This window comes from Sphingobacterium cellulitidis, from assembly GCF_043187465.1.
Taxonomy (GTDB): domain Bacteria; phylum Bacteroidota; class Bacteroidia; order Sphingobacteriales; family Sphingobacteriaceae; genus Sphingobacterium; species Sphingobacterium cellulitidis.
In genome coordinates, this window is sequence record NZ_CP171136.1 from 2,332,552 (window position 1) to 2,349,840 (window position 17,289).

Here is a 17,289-nt window from a genome sequence, read left to right on the forward strand (position 1 = left end):
TGACAGTAGTAAAATCAATCCGACATTATTGCTAGTGAATGTAAGAAACACTGACAGCATGTCGGATTTTTTTTGTTGGCAAAAAAATTGATGGAACGGTACTTAAGGTTACACAAACAAGTTATTTATTAGGAGATGATAAACGAGAACGAGAATATTCAAGACCCAGAAATGAACAATTCGGAGGAGAATGTGGAGCAAGGATCTGCAGCGACCGAAGAGCTGACAAATAAGTTAAATGAATCAAACGATAAGTATGCGCGATTGGTAGCGGAGTTTGATAATTACAAGAAAAGAACTGCGAAGGAGAAGATTGATTTGATGCAATCTGCTGGTAAAGATGTAATCTTAAAGTTATTACCTGTAGTTGATGATTTCGATCGTTCTTTGAGTTTTATGAAGGATGTTTCTTCAGATGATCCAATGAAACAAGGAATTGATTTGGTTTATCACAAGCTTAAAAAAACGATGGAACAACTTGGGGTTAAGGAGATCGAAGTATTAGGTCAGCCATTTGATCCTGAGTTTCAAGAAGCGATTACCCTCATTCCTGCACCTAGTCCAGATTTGAAAGATAAGGTTATTGATGTTATTGAGAAGGGTTATACCTTAAATGACACTGTAATCAGATTTGCGAAAGTAGTTGTAGGTCAATAAATATAAAAGATGTCAAAAAGAGATTATTACGATGTCCTTGGAGTTTCCAGAACGGCAGAAGTAACAGAAATAAAAACATCATATCGTAAACTAGCCATTAAATATCACCCGGATAAGAATCCTGGTGACAAGGAGGCTGAAGATAAGTTTAAGGAAGCTGCTGAGGCCTATGAGGTTTTAAGCAATCCGGAGAAGAGAAAGCGTTATGATCAATTTGGTCATGCGGGCAATTCGGCTTCTGGATATGGCGGTGGCGGCATGAACATGGATGATATCTTCAGTCAATTTGGAGATATTTTCGGTGGTGGAAATCCGTTTGAAAGTTTCTTTGGTGGTGGCGGTGGCACTCGTGGCGGTCGTCGTGTACAACGAGGAAGCAATTTAAGGATCAAAGTAAAATTGACTCTTGAGGAAGTTGCCAAAGGGGTTGAGAAAAAAGTAAAAGTAAATAAGCAGGTTAAATGTAATACCTGTGATGGTACTGGAGCAAAAGATAAAAATTCATATCACACTTGTAATACCTGTGGTGGTTCTGGTTCGGTTCGCCGAGTGACCAACACCATTCTCGGTCAGATGCAAACAACAAGCACCTGTCCTACTTGTAATGGTGAGGGCGTTGAAATCACTGCAAAATGTACAGTTTGTAAGGGAGAAGGTTTAGTTCGTGGTGAAGAAACCATTTCTATCAATATCCCTGCAGGTGTAAGTGAAGGCATGCAGTTATCAATGAGTGGTAAAGGTAATGCTGCACCACGTGGAGGAATCCCTGGAGACCTTATTATTTTGGTTGAGGAAGTTCCGCACGAAACTTTAAAGCGTGATGGCATCAATGTGATCTATGATCTATATATCAATTTTGCTGATGCTGCCCTAGGCACGAGCGTAGAAATCCCTACGATCGATGGTAAAGCGAAAATCAAGATTGAACCAGGTACTCAAGGTGGTAAGATTTTAAGATTGAAAGGTAAAGGATTGCCAGAAGTCAATTCTTATCATAAAGGAGATCAACTGGTATATGTCAATGTATGGACTCCAAAAACAGTGTCCAAAGAGGAAAAAGAATTGTTGGAGAAACTGAAAAACTCAGCAAACTTTAAACCTCAACCTGGAAAAAGTGAGAAATCATTCTTTGAAAGGATTAAGGAGTATTTTGAGTAGGTAGTATTGAGATGTGAGATTTGAGATTTGAGATAGTGGAAAGGAATAATGAGATTTTTGATTTTTGATTTGAGATTTGAGAGAGTGGAAAGGCTGAAAATTCTTGAAATTCCTTAGGTACTCAAATTTTGAAATCTATTAAAAGATAAAAAAGCTGGTCATTTTGTAATGACCAGCTTTTTGTTTTATAGAATTGCTTCTCTAATTCTTTGCAATTTCACGAGTAGATCTTCTAGTAGATCTAGGTGAAGCATATTAGCGCCGTCAGATTTAGCATTAGCTGGATCTGGGTGAGTTTCAATAAAGAGGCCATCTGCTCCCACTGCGATTGCAGCTTTTGCGATAGTTTCAATTAATTCTGGTTTCCCACCTGTAACTCCTGAACTTTGATTCGGCTGTTGAAGTGAATGTGTACAGTCCATAACGGTTGGTACATTGAAAGACTTCATGACAGGTAAACCACGATAATCGACGATAAGGTCTTGATATCCGAATGTATTTCCGCGATCAGTAAGAATCACTTTTGGGTTTCCGGCATCTTGTACTTTCTCTACTGCAAATTTCATGGATTCAGCAGATAGGAATTGACCTTTTTTAATATTCACTACTTTTCCTGTTTCAGCAGCAGCCTGTAGAAGGTCTGTTTGTCTACAAAGGAAAGCAGGGATTTGAAGGACATCTACATATGCTGCAGCCATTGCAGCTTCATGGCTTTCGTGAATATCAGTAACAGTTGGAACCCCAAATGTTTTGCTCACTTTTTCCAAGATCTTCAATGCTTTTTCATCTCCAATACCAGTAAATGAATTTCCCTTAGAACGGTTTGCCTTGCGGTAAGAACCTTTGAATATATAAGGGATATTTAGTTTATCAGTAATGTTGACGATTTTATCAGCAATACGTAATGCTATTTCTTCACCTTCGATAGCACAAGGTCCTGCCATCAGGAAAAATGAAGAAGAGTTGCCATTTTTAATTTCTGGCAAATATGTATTAATCATATATTATTTAATTACCTAGTTCCGACATAAATTTGATACGCATCAATTGGATGTCTTCAAAGGAGTAATCCTCCTCTCCTAGTTCATCCAAGGCCGTATCAATACCATCATTCTCAGCAGTCTTAAAATAGTCATAGACTTCATCCTGACGATCTTGATCGATCATCTCATCGACAAAATATCCAATATTCAATTTTGTTCCGGAATTTACGATAGATTCTACTTCACGTAATAAGTCTTCATAACTAATACCCTTAGCGGATGCAATATCTTCCAAACTGATTTTTCTATCAATATTTTGAATGATGGATACTTTTAACGCCGATTTATTCGCGGTGCTTTTAATCACCAAATCTTGCGGTCTATCAATATCATTATCATCCACATATTTCTTGATCAAATCAATAAAAGGAGCTCCAAACTTCATGGCTTTACCTGAGCCTACCCCTTGGATTTGCTTCAACTCATCCATAGATATTGGATAGTGAGTACACATTTCGTCCAGGGAAGGGTCTTGGAAAATTACAAACGGAGGCAATGATTTCTGTTTTGCAATTTTCTTCCGCAGGTCTTTCAGCATTTTCAACAACTCAGTATCCAATGCGCCAGTTTGGCCGCCAGCATCTTCAGAAGAATCTGCTTTGGACATTTCCATTGGTTTGTTTAAGATAAACTTCAATGGATATGGGTTATTGATATATTTTTTCCCACCTGGAGTCAATTGCAGTAAGCCATAATGGTCGATATCCTTTTTAATAAAATCAGCGAGTTCAGCCTGACGAATCAAGGAGTTCCAAAAATTGACCCCTTGCTCCTTTCCAGATCCAAATAGCGCATGTGTATCATGCTTGTATTTAGATATTGGTTGATTATTTTGACCAATCAACATATTGATAATGTGCTGATCATCAAACTTATCGCCTTCCTCTTTAATAAAGTTTAAGACAGTTAAGAGAGGTTGCTCAGCATCAAAATAAGTTTTTGCTGCTCTACAATTATCACACATTGAATTACAACCAGTCTCATCAAACTTTTCGCCGAAATAATGAAGGATTTGTTTTCTACGACAAACGGCAGATTCCGAATAGTCGATAACCTCTTTTAATATTTGAGTACCTATTTCCTTTTCAGAAACAGGTTTATCTTTCATGAATTTTGTTAGCTTTTCGACATCTTTTTCGGAGTAGAAAGCCAAGCAATAACCTTCACCCCCATCCCGTCCAGCACGTCCAGTTTCCTGGTAGTAGCCTTCCATTGATTTAGGGATGTCATGGTGAATGACATATCGCACATCCGGTTTATCGATTCCCATTCCGAAGGCGATCGTAGCGACAATAACCTCGATGTCTTCCATCAAGAATTTGTCTTGCGTTTCTGCCCTGGTTTTGGCATCCAATCCAGCGTGGTAAGGTAAAGCCTTAATTCCGTTGATATTAAGGACTTCAGCGATTTCCTCTACCTTCTTGCGGCTCAAACAATAAACAATACCAGCTTTCCCAGAATTACTTTTAATAAAACGAACAATCTGTTTGATGACATCTTCTTTAGGTCTTACTTCATAGTACAAGTTAGTACGGTTGAAAGAAGACTTAAACAAGCTAGCATCAGTCATTTGCAAATTTTTGCGAATGTCAGATTGAACTTTAGGGGTAGCAGTTGCAGTAAGAGCGATAATAGGGATATTTTCACCTATATCATTGATTACCTGGCGGATTTTACGATATTCAGGTCTGAAATCGTGCCCCCATTCGGAGATACAGTGAGCTTCATCGACAGCGACGAAGGAAACTGTAATACTCTTCAGGAATTGCACATTTTCTTCCTTTGCCAAGGATTCAGGAGCAACATAGAGGAGTTTTGTTTTACCATCTTGCACATCTTGTTTGACGCGCTGAATTTCATTTTTGGTAAGAGAAGAGTTCAAAAAGTGAGCTATACTATCTCTACCACCGAAGGCTCGGACTTGGTCGACTTGATTTTTCATCAGCGCGATTAGCGGAGAAATAACAATAGCAGTACCTTCGCTCATCAGAGCTGGCAACTGATAACAGATTGACTTTCCGCCACCGGTCGGCATAATTACGAAAGTATCTTTCTTATTAAGAACATTTGTAATAATTGCTTCCTGATCGCCTTTAAAAGTATCGAACCCAAAAAAATCTTGAAGATTATCGAAAAGTGATTTTTCTATTTCCATTGACTATGCAAAATAAATAGATGTAATAACGGTATGAATAATACGTGTTAAATAATGTATTTTTGTAGCGAATACATCAAATTTATACATAAAATTAAGGAAATAATACGTGAAAAACAATATAGATATCAAATCGTTGGCGCAGAGCACTTTTGAACTTGAAGCAGCGAACGTATTGGCACTTTCAGAGAAGATTAACAACGATTTTGTAGAAGTAATAGAGAGAATTTTGACCTTAAGAGGAAGGGTGATTTTGACGGGAATTGGAAAAAGTGCCATCATTGCCCAGAAGATTGTCGCGACATTGAATTCAACAGGTACCCCCTCTATTTTTATGCATGCTGCAGATGCGATTCATGGTGATTTAGGAATTATTCAGGAGGATGATTTAATCATTGCCATTTCAAAAAGTGGAAATACCCCAGAAATCAAAGTATTGGTTCCCTATTTGAAGCAAACCGGTAATACATTGGTAGCCATGGTCGGAAATCAGGAATCCTTTTTGGCAGAACAAGCAGATTATATCTTAGATACAAGCATTACTCGTGAGGCTTGTCCAAATAATTTAGCTCCAACGACCAGTACCACGGTTCAATTAGCCATGGGTGATGCGATTGCTGTTTGTTTACAAAACAAAAGGCAGTTCACCGATCAGGATTTTGCAAAATATCATCCAGGTGGAGCATTGGGAAAACAATTGTACTTAAAGGTTGGAGATTTATCTGATCATAATGGCTTACCACAAGTTTCGGCGAATGCAGATGTACGTTCGGTATTGATCAGTATCACAGAATTCAGACTTGGAGCAACAGTGGTAATTGATGGAGGAGAAATTTTAGGAATTATTACAGATGGAGATATTCGAAGGATGTTGGAAAAGCATACTGACGTTAGCGGATTAATTGCGAAGGAGATTATGTCTGTAAATCCTAAGAAAATTGACAAAACAGAATTAGCGGCGAATGCGCTTCATTTGATGCGTCAGAATAGTATTTCACAATTGGTTGTGACAGATTCAGGGAAATATGCGGGGATTATTCATTTGCAAGACATTTTAAAAGAAGGCATTATCTAAATGCTTTATTGTAATATTCTTGTGTAATTATTTCAAAAATGCATAAAGAATCGTATTCTTATAAAAATGGTCTTAGATTTGATTGAGTAAAGCAACGAAAAAATTGAAACGATGAAAAAGATTACAAGTATATGTGCAGTTATTATTGCATTTATTAGTTTGACGGCGATGGGAATGTTGGCTGCTGAGTTTAAATTTGAAAAGGAAACACATGACTTTGGAAAGATTCCATTGAACAAGCCTGTTTCGTACGAATATAAATTTAGTAACTCTGGGGATGAACCAATCATTATTTCTGATGTTCAACCTACTTGCGGCTGTTCTGTAGCTGAATTTACCAAAACACCAGTAAAACCTGGAGAAGCTGGTACTATTAAAGTAACTTTTAATGCAGCAGCGAAAGGACCATTCACTAAGTCCTTTATTGTAAAATCGAATACAAAAACTCCAGTAAAAACACTTACCATTAAAGGTATTGTAGAATAAGGAGTAAATTTTTCAGGTTTTCCAAAAACCTAAAAAGTATATAAAAATTACAAAGCCGGCTTTAACTAAGTCGGCTTTCATTTTTTAGGACAAGCTCAGTTTTATTTGTATTTTTGCAAGGATAAAAAACATAATTAAATTATAATGCCAACTATTTCTCAAAAGGGCATCAACATGCCAGCATCCCCTATTAGAAAACTGACTCCATTTGCAGATCAGGCAAAAAGAGAAGGAAAGAAAATCTACCATTTGAACATTGGCCAACCGGATATTGAAACTCCGGAAATCATGTTAAATGCTTTAAAGAATATTGATTTTAAAGTTTGGGCATATACATCATCAGAAGGGACACTTTCTTACCGTACTAAATTAGCTGAGTATTATAATAAATTGAATTATAACATCACTCCTAACGATATATTGGTTACTAACGGTGGATCAGAAGCAATTACTATTGCGATGCAAGCTTGCTTGAATCCGGGAGAAGAGGTTATTATTCCAGAACCATTCTACGCAAACTATAATGGCTTTGCATGTTCTGCTGACATTATCGTAAAACCGATTATGTCTGTTATTGATAATGGATTTGCATTGCCTTCAATTGCAGATTTCGAAAAAGTTATCACCGAAAAAACGAAAGCAATTGCAATTTGTAACCCTAATAATCCGACCGGATATTTATATTCCAGAGAAGAGTTAGAAGCATTAAAGGAATTGTGTTTAAAACATGATCTTTATTTATTCTCTGACGAGGCTTATAGAGAATTCTGTTATGATGGTCGTGAGTTTATTTCACCGATGCAACTAGAAGGTTTAGAAGAAAACGTTGTGGTATTTGACACGGTTTCTAAACGTTATTCTGCATGTGGAGCAAGAATTGGCTGCATCATTACAAAAAACAAGGAATTATATTTGACTGCATTGAAATTTGCACAAGCAAGATTAAGTCCGTCACTAGAAGGGCAAATTGCTGGTGAAGCAGCAGTTGATACTCCAGATAGTTACTTTGAAGCGGTATCGAAAGAATATACAGCAAGAAGAGATACTTTGGTAAATGGCTTAAATAAAATTGAAGGCGTATTTTGTCCGAATCCAGGAGGTGCATTTTATGTTATCGCGAAATTACCGATTGATAACGCAGATAAATTTTGCCAATGGATGTTGGAGAAATTCTCATACCAAAACGAAACAGTAATGATGGCTCCTGCTACAGGATTCTATTCTACTCCAGGTGCAGGATTAAATGAAGTTAGATTGGCCTATGTATTGAATCAAGAAGACTTGAAAAAAGCATTGGTTTGTCTAGAAAAAGGTCTACAAGAATATCCAGGAAGAACTATCTAAGTTCCTTCCCAGCATAAATAAAAAGGTCGTTATTTTGAATAACGACTTTTTTTTATGGAAGAATTAGTTTAATAAACACATAAACTTTTGCTTTTAATCTACTGAATAATAGTTGTTTATAAAAAACACACAACAAAACATCAACTTTGGCGTTTATATAGTAGAAACTAATGAAAAAATATTTATGGATAAATTAAAGAAATTCGAATTAATGGAGAAAATATCCAGAGAATTAGAGGACATTAGAAATAGCCAGCAGGCTGTTTTAGAAAAAATAGCTAAAGTTGAAATTGATAATATAGAATTAGGAGACAAAACAATTGAATCTAAGATTCCTGATATCTATCAACGTACAGCAGATAACTCTGAAGCAATTCTGGAAATCCTAAATTCCTTCCAAGAAAAGACAGATGAGTTTGGAAGTAAAAATAATATCGATCAATTGAAACAACAACAAGAGATTGATAATATGAAATAGTAGAAAAGGCCTCAAAAATTTTGAGGCCTTTTTCAATTTCTTATTTTTTGAGTTAAGCTTTAGGGAGTTCCATTTTATCCTGTACTAATTGAATAACAAAACCCAATTGTTCTACTTGATTTAACTCAGAATTATCTAATACTATAGCATCTTCAGCTTGTCTAAGTGGACTTTCTTCACGCGTACTATCGATATGATCCCTATGTGCCAAGTTTTCTTTAACCTCTTCCATGGTTAATTGTTCACCTTTGGCAGATAATTCTGCAAAGCGACGTTCAGCACGAACCTGAGGACTTGCAGTCATAAAGATTTTAAGATCTGCATTTGGGAAAACCGTAGTACCAATGTCACGCCCATCCATCACAATATTTCGTTTTTTACCTAATGCTTGTTGCTGCTTTACCATGGCAGTACGAACCGCTTTCACAGCGCTAACTTCAGAAACATATTCAGAAACTTCCATAGTGCGAATTGCATCCGAAACATCAACTCCGTTCAATAAAATCTGAGTTTTTTCAGGATTAGGGACAAAATCAATATGTATATTTTCCAAGGCAGTAGAAATTGCATGTTCATCGTTGATATCGATGTTGTTTTGTTGTACATATAGCGTTACTGCTCTGTACATTGCACCACTATCAATAAAAACAAAATTCAATTCCTTAGCCAAGGCCTTTGCAACCGTACTTTTCCCGCAAGAGGAAAATCCATCAATAGCAATTACGAAATTCTTCATATGATTTAGTTCGTTCCTCCAATCATTACCCCTGGTTTATTCACCAGTGGAATTTTAATAAGATTTTCATCGACAATACTTTCAGGTAAGAAAACGTATTTTTTATCATAAATAGTACCGTCAATATAGTAGCTTAACCAATATTCATTAGTCAATCCAAAAACTTGGGGATCTATTGCTTCGATTTTTTTAGAAGAATGTGCTTCCATATCACCAATGAAATGTCTCAACACAGTAGTTTTGACATCTTTACCATCTTTTATACCATAACCTTTGGAGGAAACCAGTACATTTTGGATGGCAATATCTTTCTCATTGACGAGGTATACATTCCAAACCTTAGCTGTTGGAGATTCAGCTTCCAATACCACGGCAACTGATATATCTTCAACTAAATTTAAGGGTAGATCCTTTTTCATTATTACCTATTTCTTTTTGGCAGTTGCTTTCTTAGTTGTTTTTGCAGTTTTCGTTGTTTTAGTCGCTCTTGCAGCTTTCTTAGCGGAAGGAGATTTTGTATCCTCTTCAGCCCATTTCAACACATCTGCATAAGTGATTTTTTCAACTTCAGTTCCTTTAGGAATCTTCAAGTTTTGTTTTCCAAATCTTACGAAAGGTCCCCAACGGCCGTTTTCAATTTTGGCCTCTGGGTTCTCATCAAAAATCTTGATGACCTTATCTTTATCTTTTTGGCGTTTTTCCTCAATGATTTGGATAGCTTGCTCTTGTTCCACATCCAAAGGATCCAATCCTTTAGGTAATGAATAGAAGCTACTGTTATGGCGGATATAAGGCCCGAAACGACCAATTGCTACCGTCATTTCTTTGCCTTCAAACTCCCCTACTTTTTTAGGAAGTTTAAATAATTCTAATGCTTCCTCCAAAGTAATGGTTTCAATCATTTGACCTTTTCGCAAAGAAGCAAAGACCGGTTTTTCCTCATCATCAGCAGTACCAATTTGAACCAACGGACCAAAACGTCCAACACGTACCGAAATTGGTTTACCAGAAACAGGGTCAACACCTAATTCACGTTCGTGCGTAGCACGATCTGCATTATCCAAAGTATTTTGAACTTCCGAATGGAAAGGTCCGTAGAAGTTCGAAAGCATATGGGTCCATTCTTTGAAACCTTGAGCGATCTCATCAAATTCCTTTTCAACTTTCGCGGTGAAGTGATAGTCTACAATTCCTTTGAAGTGTTGAACCAAGAAATCATTTACCAGGACACCAATATCTGTAGGGAACATTTTATTACGTTCTGCCCCTGTTATTTCAGTTTTTGTCTGAGAAGTAACCTCCGCGCCATTTAAAGTAAGAACCCTATAGGCTCTTTCTTTACCATCACGATCTTCTTTTACCACATAGCCGCGGTTTTGAATAGTAGAAATGGTAGGTGCATAGGTAGATGGACGTCCGATTCCAAGTTCCTCTAATTTCTTTACCAAAGAAGCTTCGGTAAATCTAGCTGGAGGTCTTGAGAAACGCTCTGTAGCATGCATAATCTCCAGATTAAGGTTTTGATCTTTCGTCAATGGAGGAAGAATGGCATTATCAGAGTTATCCAAATCAATTTCATCATTATCATCGTCAGATGATTCAAAATAAACCTTTAGGAAACCATCAAATTTCATGATTTCACCAGTTGCAACTAAATCTTCAGATCTGGTTGAAATGGAGATTTTAGCTGTTGTTTTTTCAAATTCTGCTTCACTCATTTGAGAAGCGATGGCACGCTTCCAAATTAGTTCGTAAAGACGTTTTTCAGAATTATCACCATCAATGCTATGATCATTAAAGTATGTCGGACGAATAGCTTCGTGAGCTTCTTGGGCTCCAGCGCTCTTCGTACGGTATTGGCGAAGTTTATGATACTTCTCGCCATAAGCATTAATAATTTCGGCTTGAGCACCTTGTAATGCAGTATCAGACAAGTTTACTGAGTCAGTACGCATATAGGTAATACGACCTGCTTCATATAAACGTTGAGCAACTTGCATTGTTCTAGCAACAGAGAATCCAAGTTTTCTACTTGCTTCTTGTTGTAGTGTTGAGGTTGTGAATGGTGCTGATGGAGTACGTTTAGAAGGTTTAGTCTCTAAACTTTTAATATTAAATGCGGCTTTCGCACAATCATTCAGGAATTGATTTGCTTCTTCTACAGTTGCAAATCTGCTAGGTAATTCCGCTTTAAAACGGTCTTTCGCATTTCCTGTATTAAATATAGCAACAACCTTAAATGCTGCTTCCGCGTTGAATTTATTGATATCTCTTTCGCGTTCAACAATTAATCGAACAGCAACAGATTGTACCCTACCTGCTGAAAGCGAAGGTTTAACTTTTCTCCAAAGTACAGGTGATAATTCAAAACCTACTAATCTATCCAATACACGACGAGCTTGTTGTGCATTTACAAGATTAAAGTCGATTTTTCTAGGGGACTCAATAGCTTTTAAAATGGCAGGTTTGGTAATTTCATGAAATACGATACGTTTAGTTTTATCGTCTTTCAGGCCCAATGTTTCGTATAGATGCCAGGAAATAGCCTCTCCTTCACGGTCCTCATCGGACGCTAACCATACTGTTTCTGCAGATTTCGCTAACTTCTTTAATTCACTAACCAAAGCTTTTTTATCCGAAGGAACTTCATATTTCTGTTTGAAATTATCTTCGGTATCAATCGCGTCATCAGTTTTCACTAAATCGCGAATGTGACCATAACTGGACTTCACTAAAAAATCTTTGCCTAGATACCCTTCTATTGTTTTAGCCTTTGCTGGTGACTCGACTATCAATAAATTTTTTGCCATTTAAATTCTATGATTTGATGCAAAGAAAACGATTTCAAAATGGAATGCAAATTCTTTTTTGCCCAAAAGGTCAAAAAAGTGAGAACAATCACCTATCAATTAATCCAAATATCAAGTAAATAAAATAGGGCAAAAACCACTGAGGCAATACCATTGGTGGTCATAAAAGCACGGTCTACCCTACTTAAATCTGTTGGACTTACAATTCGATGCTGATAAATTAATAATGCGCCATAAAAAGCAACACCTATATAATATAATATACCCACCGGCATATAAAAGACTGGAAGCAGTACAAATATAAATGACAGGACATGAAGAACTTCAGAAATCCTTAATGCTGTCTTACCTCCAAAATTTGCTGGGATGGAATTCAACCCATTTGCCTTATCAAATTCCTCATCCTGTAAAGCATAAATAATGTCAAATCCACTCACCCAAGTCACTACTGCCAATCCATAAAAGATCGGGATAATATTAAATACTCCGGTGACCGCAAGGTAAGCTCCTACCGGTGCTAAACCTAAACCAATCCCCAACACAATATGACATAATGGCGATATTCTTTTCATATATGAATAGAAAAGAATGACGAATAATGCCACCGGAGAAAGGACGAAACACATAAAATTGATGAAATAACAAGCAACCATAAACACGATACAGTTTACTATGGTAAATAATAATGCTTGTTTAGGGCTGATTCTTCCTGCAGGAATATCCCGAACTGCTGTTCTCGGATTTAAAGCATCAATATCACGGTCCAAATATCTATTAAATGCCATGGCAGCATTTCTAGCCGTCACCATACATACCAACATTAATAGGAACAATTTCCATTCAAAATGATAGTATGTCGTATGGATTGCCAGAAAAAAGCCAATAATTGCAAAGGGAAGCGCAAATATACTATGTGCGAAAAGCACCAAAGACATGTATTTTTTCATATCCTACTCTAAGGGAGAAACAAAATTTTGATTGATTTCATGAATGGTTTCCAATACTTTTTCACAACCTAACTTTGTTTCAGAGGATGTTAATATATGGCCTGGCACTTCTTCAAACCAAACTTTTAAGGCTTTTCTGAACTTGGCGATATTTTGGTCTGATTTTACCATTGAATGTTTATCAGCTTTCGTAAATAAGAGAAAGAAAGGGATTCCCTGTTCTCCTAGCCAATAACAAAAATCAAGGTCGATTTTCTGTGGCTCATGTCTACTATCAATCAGGACGAATACGCATTGAAGATTTTCGCGTCTTGTAAGGTATTCACGGATAAATTTTTCCCATTCGGCACGGTTCTTTTTTGAGGTTTGCGCAAAGCCATAGCCTGGTAAATCCACTAAATACCAATCATCATTAATAATGAAATGGTTGATAAGCTGGGTTTTTCCAGGTTTCTGCGATGTTTTAGCCAAACCTTTTCTTCGTGTAATAGCATTGATCAGGGATGATTTTCCAACATTCGAACGACCAATGAAAGCATATTCTGCTTTGTCTGGTGTTGGAAGTTTTGTTACATCCGTATTACTGGTTAAGAATTCTGCACGATTGATATTCATATTGCAAAGGTACGATTAAAAACCTTTTTATTTCTCATCATAAATACGGGTAAAACTCATTCAATTCAAGAAAAATTCATAATTTCAGCATCAAATCTAATTTTATGCTCGAAATCAAGAATATTGTTAAGCAATATGCACATCATAAGGCTTTAGATGATGTTTCTATCCATGTACCAACGGGGAAAATATTTGGTCTGTTAGGACCCAATGGTGCCGGGAAAACATCCCTAATCCGTATTATCAATCAAATAACTGCGCCCGATTCTGGGCAGATCTATTTTAAAGGCGAACCCCTGAATTCTTCCCACATTGGAAAAATTGGCTACCTACCTGAAGAACGTGGCCTCTATAAAAAAATGTTGATTGGAGATCAAATGATCTACTTAGCGCAATTGAAGGGATTAAGCAAACAGGAAGCGAAAGAAAAAATAAAATATTGGTTTGAGAAGTTAAAAATCGAGAGCTGGTGGGATAAAAAAGTGGAGGATCTAAGTAAAGGGATGCAGCAGAAAGTTCAGTTCGTAGCGACAGTAATGCATGAGCCTGACCTTATTATTCTGGATGAGCCATTCTCAGGATTTGACCCGGTAAATGCTCAAGTTATCCAGGATGAAATTCTAGAACTCAATAAAAAAGGTGCTACCATTATTTATTCAACGCATCGGATGGAATCCGTTGAAGCATTATGTGATAATATTGCACTGTTGAATAAATCGAAAGTCATTCTTGAAGGTTCTGTCAAAGAAATCAAAGACAACTATAGAAATCAAACTTATAAAATTGAGTATAGTTTAAAACCAGAAACTAGCAATATCCAGTTGGATGAATCATTATGGCAGAATCTAGAAAATGAGAAAAATGGTGGAAATACCTTGACCATTCAAATTCCAGAAGGAAAATCATTGAATGATGTCCTCGTTCAATTGATTCCTCAAATTGAAATTCAACAGATCTTTGAAATCATCCCTTCCATGCATGATATCTTTATTGATAAAGTAACTAAATAATAAGCCAGAAAGTATATGAACAAGATATTATTAATCATCCAAAGAGAATATTTAAGTCGGGTTAAGAAAAAATCCTTCTTGCTTACTACTTTTCTGGTGCCGTTATTTTTTATAGGAATGTATGTAGGGGTTTTCTTCCTGACAAAAAAGAGCTTTGAAGATTCGCGTGCATTGATTTATGTAGTAGATAACACCAAGGAAGTAGGTCCATTGCTAAAAAACACAGAGCAAATCACCTTTACGCATTCGACCATTGATTTGAATGATCAAATTCAAAAGATCAAGGATCTAGATGGAAACACGAACATATTAATGATTCCTGAAGATTTTTATCAGACCCATAATATTGAATTTCTATCATCTGGAAAACCTAATATTAATACCAAAGCCTCCGTTGAAGAACAGTTGGAGGATATTCTATTAAACTACCAATACAAAGAGCTCAATATCGATGCTACAAAGATTAAAAGCATCGATACCAAGGTAAAAACTGCTGCTAAGGAGATCACCTCAACAGGGGAAGCGAAGGATAGTGACACAAGAATAGCCATGGGAATTGCAATGGCATTATCTGTTTTGATATACTTATCCTTATTTCTGTACGGTGCTCAGGTTATGCGCGGGATTATTGAAGAGAAATCTAATCGTATCATTGAAGTGATCATATCTTCGGTGAAACCTTTTCAGTTGATGATGGGCAAGATTATTGGAATTGGTTTGGTGGGAATAACGCAGTTCGTTCTTTGGATTATCCTGAGTTTCGGATTGATAGGAATTGCTTCCAATACCTTGATTGATAAAGCCGAGTTTCAACAAGAGATGATTCAAAAAGCTCCTCAAGGTGCTGAAATGGACAATAGTTCTATTCTTTCGGAAGTGAATACGGCTTTGGATGCTGTGAATATTCCGGAATTATTGGTCAGTTTCTTTTTATTCTTTATTGGTGGTTATATGTTGTATAGTGCACTATTTGCGGCTGTAGGATCTGCTGTTGACAGTGAAACCGAAGCCAATCAATTTACGATGCCAATTACAACCCCATTGTTGTTGGCCTATATTTTATCATTTGGGGTGTTAATTAACAATCCACATGGTCCCATAGCAACCTGGTTAAGTTTTATACCATTGACCTCTCCTATTGCTATGCTAGTCCGGATTCCATTTGGAGTACCTACATGGCAAATAGCTGTTTCCTTTATACTATTAGTAGCGGGTTTTATATTCACAACTTGGGTTGCGGCACGAATCTATCGTATTGGAATCCTGATGTATGGTAAGAAAGCTAGCTTTAAGGAATTAGTGAAATGGTTCCGATATAAAGGATAATAAAATCTTTATACCTGAAAAAGCCCTTCCAATTGAATATTTGGAAGGGCTTTTAAATTTTTCCTACCTTTGGACTGCTGTAATAAATTTCAAACTCGGAAATCACATGACTGAAAAAATTAATCTGTCGGTGTTTAAGAAGTTTTTTTCTTCTAATACATCTGGAGGGATTCTTCTGTTTTTATGTGTGATCATATCATTGGTGATCGCAAATACACCTTCTTCTACCCAGTTCAATGAACTTTTACAATACAAATTGGGTTATGAAAATGAAACTATTCAATTAAGGTATTCTGTCAAGCAATGGATTGACGATGGATTAATGGCTATATTCTTTTTGCTAGTTGGATTGGAGATCAAACGGGAGCTTGTAGAAGGTGAATTATCATCTCCCAAAAATGCATTATTACCAATTTTGGCGGCTATGGGAGGTGCCATTGTACCGGCAATAATTTATACATTTTTTAATCATGATCAGGCTTCTCATCATGGCTGGGGAATTCCTATGGCCACGGATATTGCGTTTGCCCTTGCTATTATTTCCTTGCTGGATAAACGAGTTCCACCGAGCTTAAAGATCTTTTTAGCGGCCTTAGCCATCGTCGATGACCTATTAGCGATCTTGGTTATTGCTATTTTTTATTCGACCGAATTACATTACACTTATTTATTATATGCCGGAGGAATCCTCGCATTACTAGTTGTATTCAACAGAACTGGTGTAAAAAGTGTCTGGGCTTATATTATCCCTGGATTATTCATTTGGTATTTTATCCATCACTCAGGCATACATGCAACGATTGCAGGAGTTTTGGTAGCCATGACCTTGCCTACTACGCCGGATGAGAGTGAGTCTACCTTAGAGAAATTAGAACATGCATTGGCCAATCCTGTCAATTTTATTATTATTCCATTGTTTGCCTTAGTAAATACCAATATCAGTATTCATAGCGATATGGTACATGGATTGAGTACCCCTTTAGGTTTGGGAATTATTCTAGGATTATTCTTCGGAAAGACCATTGGTATCTACATAACAACCTGGATCTGTGTTAAGACCAAAATAGCTAATCTTCCTGATATGGCTGGATGGAAACATATGATTGGTGTTGGGATGCTAGGTGGTATTGGATTTACGATGTCAATCTTTATTTCAATGCTATCCTTCAAGGATCCCCTATTTATTGAAGAAGCAAAATTCGCAGTGCTTATTGGGTCCTTAATATCAGGTACTTGCGGCTATATGTACCTTTCATTTGTAGCAAAAAAGGACAAATTTCATGTTGAGGAATAATTACAAGTTGTAACGCCTTTTTTGCATAAATATTAAAAGAATGCGCGCATATATAAAATAATATGCGCGCATTCTACTTTAAGTAAATATTTAAATAAATTCAATTGTCCTAAAACGAAAATAAAAGCTACAGATATCAGGAAATTTGGAAAGAA

The 17,289-nt window shown here is 36.6% G+C and carries 16 protein-coding genes; 9 read left to right on the forward strand and 7 right to left on the reverse strand.

Annotation, left to right across the window (positions count from 1 at the left end):
• Nucleotides 1-135 precede the first annotated feature (135 nt).
• Nucleotides 136-657, forward strand: a complete 522-nt coding sequence (locus ACF3OC_RS10385) for a nucleotide exchange factor GrpE (RefSeq protein WP_094256471.1) — start codon at nucleotides 136-138, stop codon at nucleotides 655-657.
• A 9-nt stretch (nucleotides 658-666) separates the two neighbouring features.
• On the forward strand, nucleotides 667-1,815 hold the full coding sequence (dnaJ, locus tag ACF3OC_RS10390; protein WP_094256472.1) for a molecular chaperone DnaJ: 1,149 nt from the start codon (nucleotides 667-669) through the stop codon (nucleotides 1,813-1,815).
• A 185-nt stretch (nucleotides 1,816-2,000) separates the two neighbouring features.
• Here the strand turns inward: dnaJ and kdsA are convergent, their stop codons facing one another.
• Both kdsA and recQ read right to left on the reverse strand, forming a co-directional pair.
• Entirely contained in the window at nucleotides 2,001-2,816 is an 816-nt protein-coding gene (kdsA, locus tag ACF3OC_RS10395; protein ID WP_094256473.1) for a 3-deoxy-8-phosphooctulonate synthase, read from the reverse strand.
• 7 nt (nucleotides 2,817-2,823) lie between these two features.
• Nucleotides 2,824-5,013 (reverse strand): DNA helicase RecQ, encoded by a 2,190-nt coding sequence (gene recQ / locus ACF3OC_RS10400; RefSeq protein ID WP_094256474.1) that lies wholly within the window; start codon nucleotides 5,011-5,013, stop codon nucleotides 2,824-2,826.
• A gap of 109 nt (nucleotides 5,014-5,122) precedes the next feature.
• Between recQ and ACF3OC_RS10405 the strand changes: the two genes are divergently transcribed.
• From ACF3OC_RS10405 to ACF3OC_RS10420, 4 genes are all read left to right on the forward strand, one after another.
• On the forward strand, nucleotides 5,123-6,088 hold the full coding sequence (locus ACF3OC_RS10405) for an SIS domain-containing protein (RefSeq protein WP_392469151.1): 966 nt from the start codon (nucleotides 5,123-5,125) through the stop codon (nucleotides 6,086-6,088).
• Between the two features lie 111 nt (nucleotides 6,089-6,199).
• Nucleotides 6,200-6,574: a DUF1573 domain-containing protein gene (locus ACF3OC_RS10410; RefSeq protein WP_094256476.1), complete on the forward strand. Its 375-nt coding sequence runs from the start codon at nucleotides 6,200-6,202 to the stop codon at nucleotides 6,572-6,574.
• Between the two features lie 144 nt (nucleotides 6,575-6,718).
• Entirely contained in the window at nucleotides 6,719-7,918 is a 1,200-nt protein-coding gene (locus tag ACF3OC_RS10415) for a pyridoxal phosphate-dependent aminotransferase (protein ID WP_094256477.1), read from the forward strand.
• A gap of 184 nt (nucleotides 7,919-8,102) precedes the next feature.
• Nucleotides 8,103-8,396, forward strand: coding sequence for a hypothetical protein (locus tag ACF3OC_RS10420; RefSeq protein WP_094256478.1), 294 nt, complete (start codon nucleotides 8,103-8,105; stop codon nucleotides 8,394-8,396).
• A gap of 52 nt (nucleotides 8,397-8,448) precedes the next feature.
• Here the strand turns inward: ACF3OC_RS10420 and cmk are convergent, their stop codons facing one another.
• The 5 genes from cmk to yihA all read right to left on the reverse strand — a co-directional run bounded on the left by cmk (nucleotide 8,449) and on the right by yihA (nucleotide 13,504).
• On the reverse strand, nucleotides 8,449-9,132 hold the full coding sequence (cmk, locus tag ACF3OC_RS10425; protein ID WP_094281762.1) for a (d)CMP kinase: 684 nt from the start codon (nucleotides 9,130-9,132) through the stop codon (nucleotides 8,449-8,451).
• A gap of 5 nt (nucleotides 9,133-9,137) precedes the next feature.
• On the reverse strand, nucleotides 9,138-9,551 hold the full coding sequence (locus ACF3OC_RS10430) for a hypothetical protein (protein ID WP_094256480.1): 414 nt from the start codon (nucleotides 9,549-9,551) through the stop codon (nucleotides 9,138-9,140).
• 6 nt (nucleotides 9,552-9,557) lie between these two features.
• Nucleotides 9,558-11,942 carry a type I DNA topoisomerase gene (gene topA, locus ACF3OC_RS10435; protein WP_094281764.1) on the reverse strand — a complete coding sequence of 795 codons (2,385 nt, stop codon included), beginning with the start codon at nucleotides 11,940-11,942 and terminating at the stop codon, nucleotides 9,558-9,560.
• Between the two features lie 95 nt (nucleotides 11,943-12,037).
• Entirely contained in the window at nucleotides 12,038-12,889 is an 852-nt protein-coding gene (locus ACF3OC_RS10440) for a 4-hydroxybenzoate octaprenyltransferase (protein ID WP_392469152.1), read from the reverse strand.
• A 3-nt stretch (nucleotides 12,890-12,892) separates the two neighbouring features.
• A complete protein-coding gene (yihA, locus tag ACF3OC_RS10445) occupies nucleotides 12,893-13,504 on the reverse strand; it encodes a ribosome biogenesis GTP-binding protein YihA/YsxC (protein WP_094256483.1) in 612 nt (203 codons plus the stop codon).
• A gap of 104 nt (nucleotides 13,505-13,608) precedes the next feature.
• Here yihA and ACF3OC_RS10450 point away from each other — a divergent pair, with 104 nt between their 5' ends.
• From ACF3OC_RS10450 to nhaA, 3 genes are all read left to right on the forward strand, one after another.
• Nucleotides 13,609-14,514, forward strand: coding sequence for an ABC transporter ATP-binding protein (locus ACF3OC_RS10450; protein WP_094256484.1), 906 nt, complete (start codon nucleotides 13,609-13,611; stop codon nucleotides 14,512-14,514).
• A 15-nt stretch (nucleotides 14,515-14,529) separates the two neighbouring features.
• A complete protein-coding gene (locus tag ACF3OC_RS10455) occupies nucleotides 14,530-15,840 on the forward strand; it encodes an ABC transporter permease (RefSeq protein WP_392469153.1) in 1,311 nt (436 codons plus the stop codon).
• A gap of 106 nt (nucleotides 15,841-15,946) precedes the next feature.
• Nucleotides 15,947-17,134 carry a Na+/H+ antiporter NhaA gene (nhaA, locus tag ACF3OC_RS10460; protein WP_392469154.1) on the forward strand — a complete coding sequence of 396 codons (1,188 nt, stop codon included), beginning with the start codon at nucleotides 15,947-15,949 and terminating at the stop codon, nucleotides 17,132-17,134.
• The last annotated feature ends 155 nt before the right edge of the window (nucleotides 17,135-17,289 follow it).

Bases quoted from the DNA above. Each gene is read 5' to 3' on its own strand.
- ACF3OC_RS10385 (WP_094256471.1), top strand. From the start codon at position 136: ATGATAAACGAGAACGAGAATATTCAAGACCCAGAAATGAACAATTCG.
- dnaJ (WP_094256472.1), top strand. From the start codon at position 667: ATGTCAAAAAGAGATTATTACGATGTCCTTGGAGTTTCCAGAACGGCA.
- kdsA (WP_094256473.1), bottom strand. From the start codon at position 2,816: ATGATTAATACATATTTGCCAGAAATTAAAAATGGCAACTCTTCTTCA.
- recQ (WP_094256474.1), bottom strand. From the start codon at position 5,013: ATGGAAATAGAAAAATCACTTTTCGATAATCTTCAAGATTTTTTTGGG.
- ACF3OC_RS10410 (WP_094256476.1), top strand. From the start codon at position 6,200: ATGAAAAAGATTACAAGTATATGTGCAGTTATTATTGCATTTATTAGT.
- ACF3OC_RS10415 (WP_094256477.1), top strand. From the start codon at position 6,719: ATGCCAACTATTTCTCAAAAGGGCATCAACATGCCAGCATCCCCTATT.
- ACF3OC_RS10420 (WP_094256478.1), top strand. From the start codon at position 8,103: ATGGATAAATTAAAGAAATTCGAATTAATGGAGAAAATATCCAGAGAA.
- cmk (WP_094281762.1), bottom strand. From the start codon at position 9,132: ATGAAGAATTTCGTAATTGCTATTGATGGATTTTCCTCTTGCGGGAAA.
- ACF3OC_RS10430 (WP_094256480.1), bottom strand. From the start codon at position 9,551: ATGAAAAAGGATCTACCCTTAAATTTAGTTGAAGATATATCAGTTGCC.
- topA (WP_094281764.1), bottom strand. From the start codon at position 11,942: ATGGCAAAAAATTTATTGATAGTCGAGTCACCAGCAAAGGCTAAAACA.
- ACF3OC_RS10440 (WP_392469152.1), bottom strand. From the start codon at position 12,889: ATGAAAAAATACATGTCTTTGGTGCTTTTCGCACATAGTATATTTGCG.
- yihA (WP_094256483.1), bottom strand. From the start codon at position 13,504: ATGAATATCAATCGTGCAGAATTCTTAACCAGTAATACGGATGTAACA.
- ACF3OC_RS10450 (WP_094256484.1), top strand. From the start codon at position 13,609: ATGCTCGAAATCAAGAATATTGTTAAGCAATATGCACATCATAAGGCT.
- ACF3OC_RS10455 (WP_392469153.1), top strand. From the start codon at position 14,530: ATGAACAAGATATTATTAATCATCCAAAGAGAATATTTAAGTCGGGTT.
- nhaA (WP_392469154.1), top strand. From the start codon at position 15,947: ATGACTGAAAAAATTAATCTGTCGGTGTTTAAGAAGTTTTTTTCTTCT.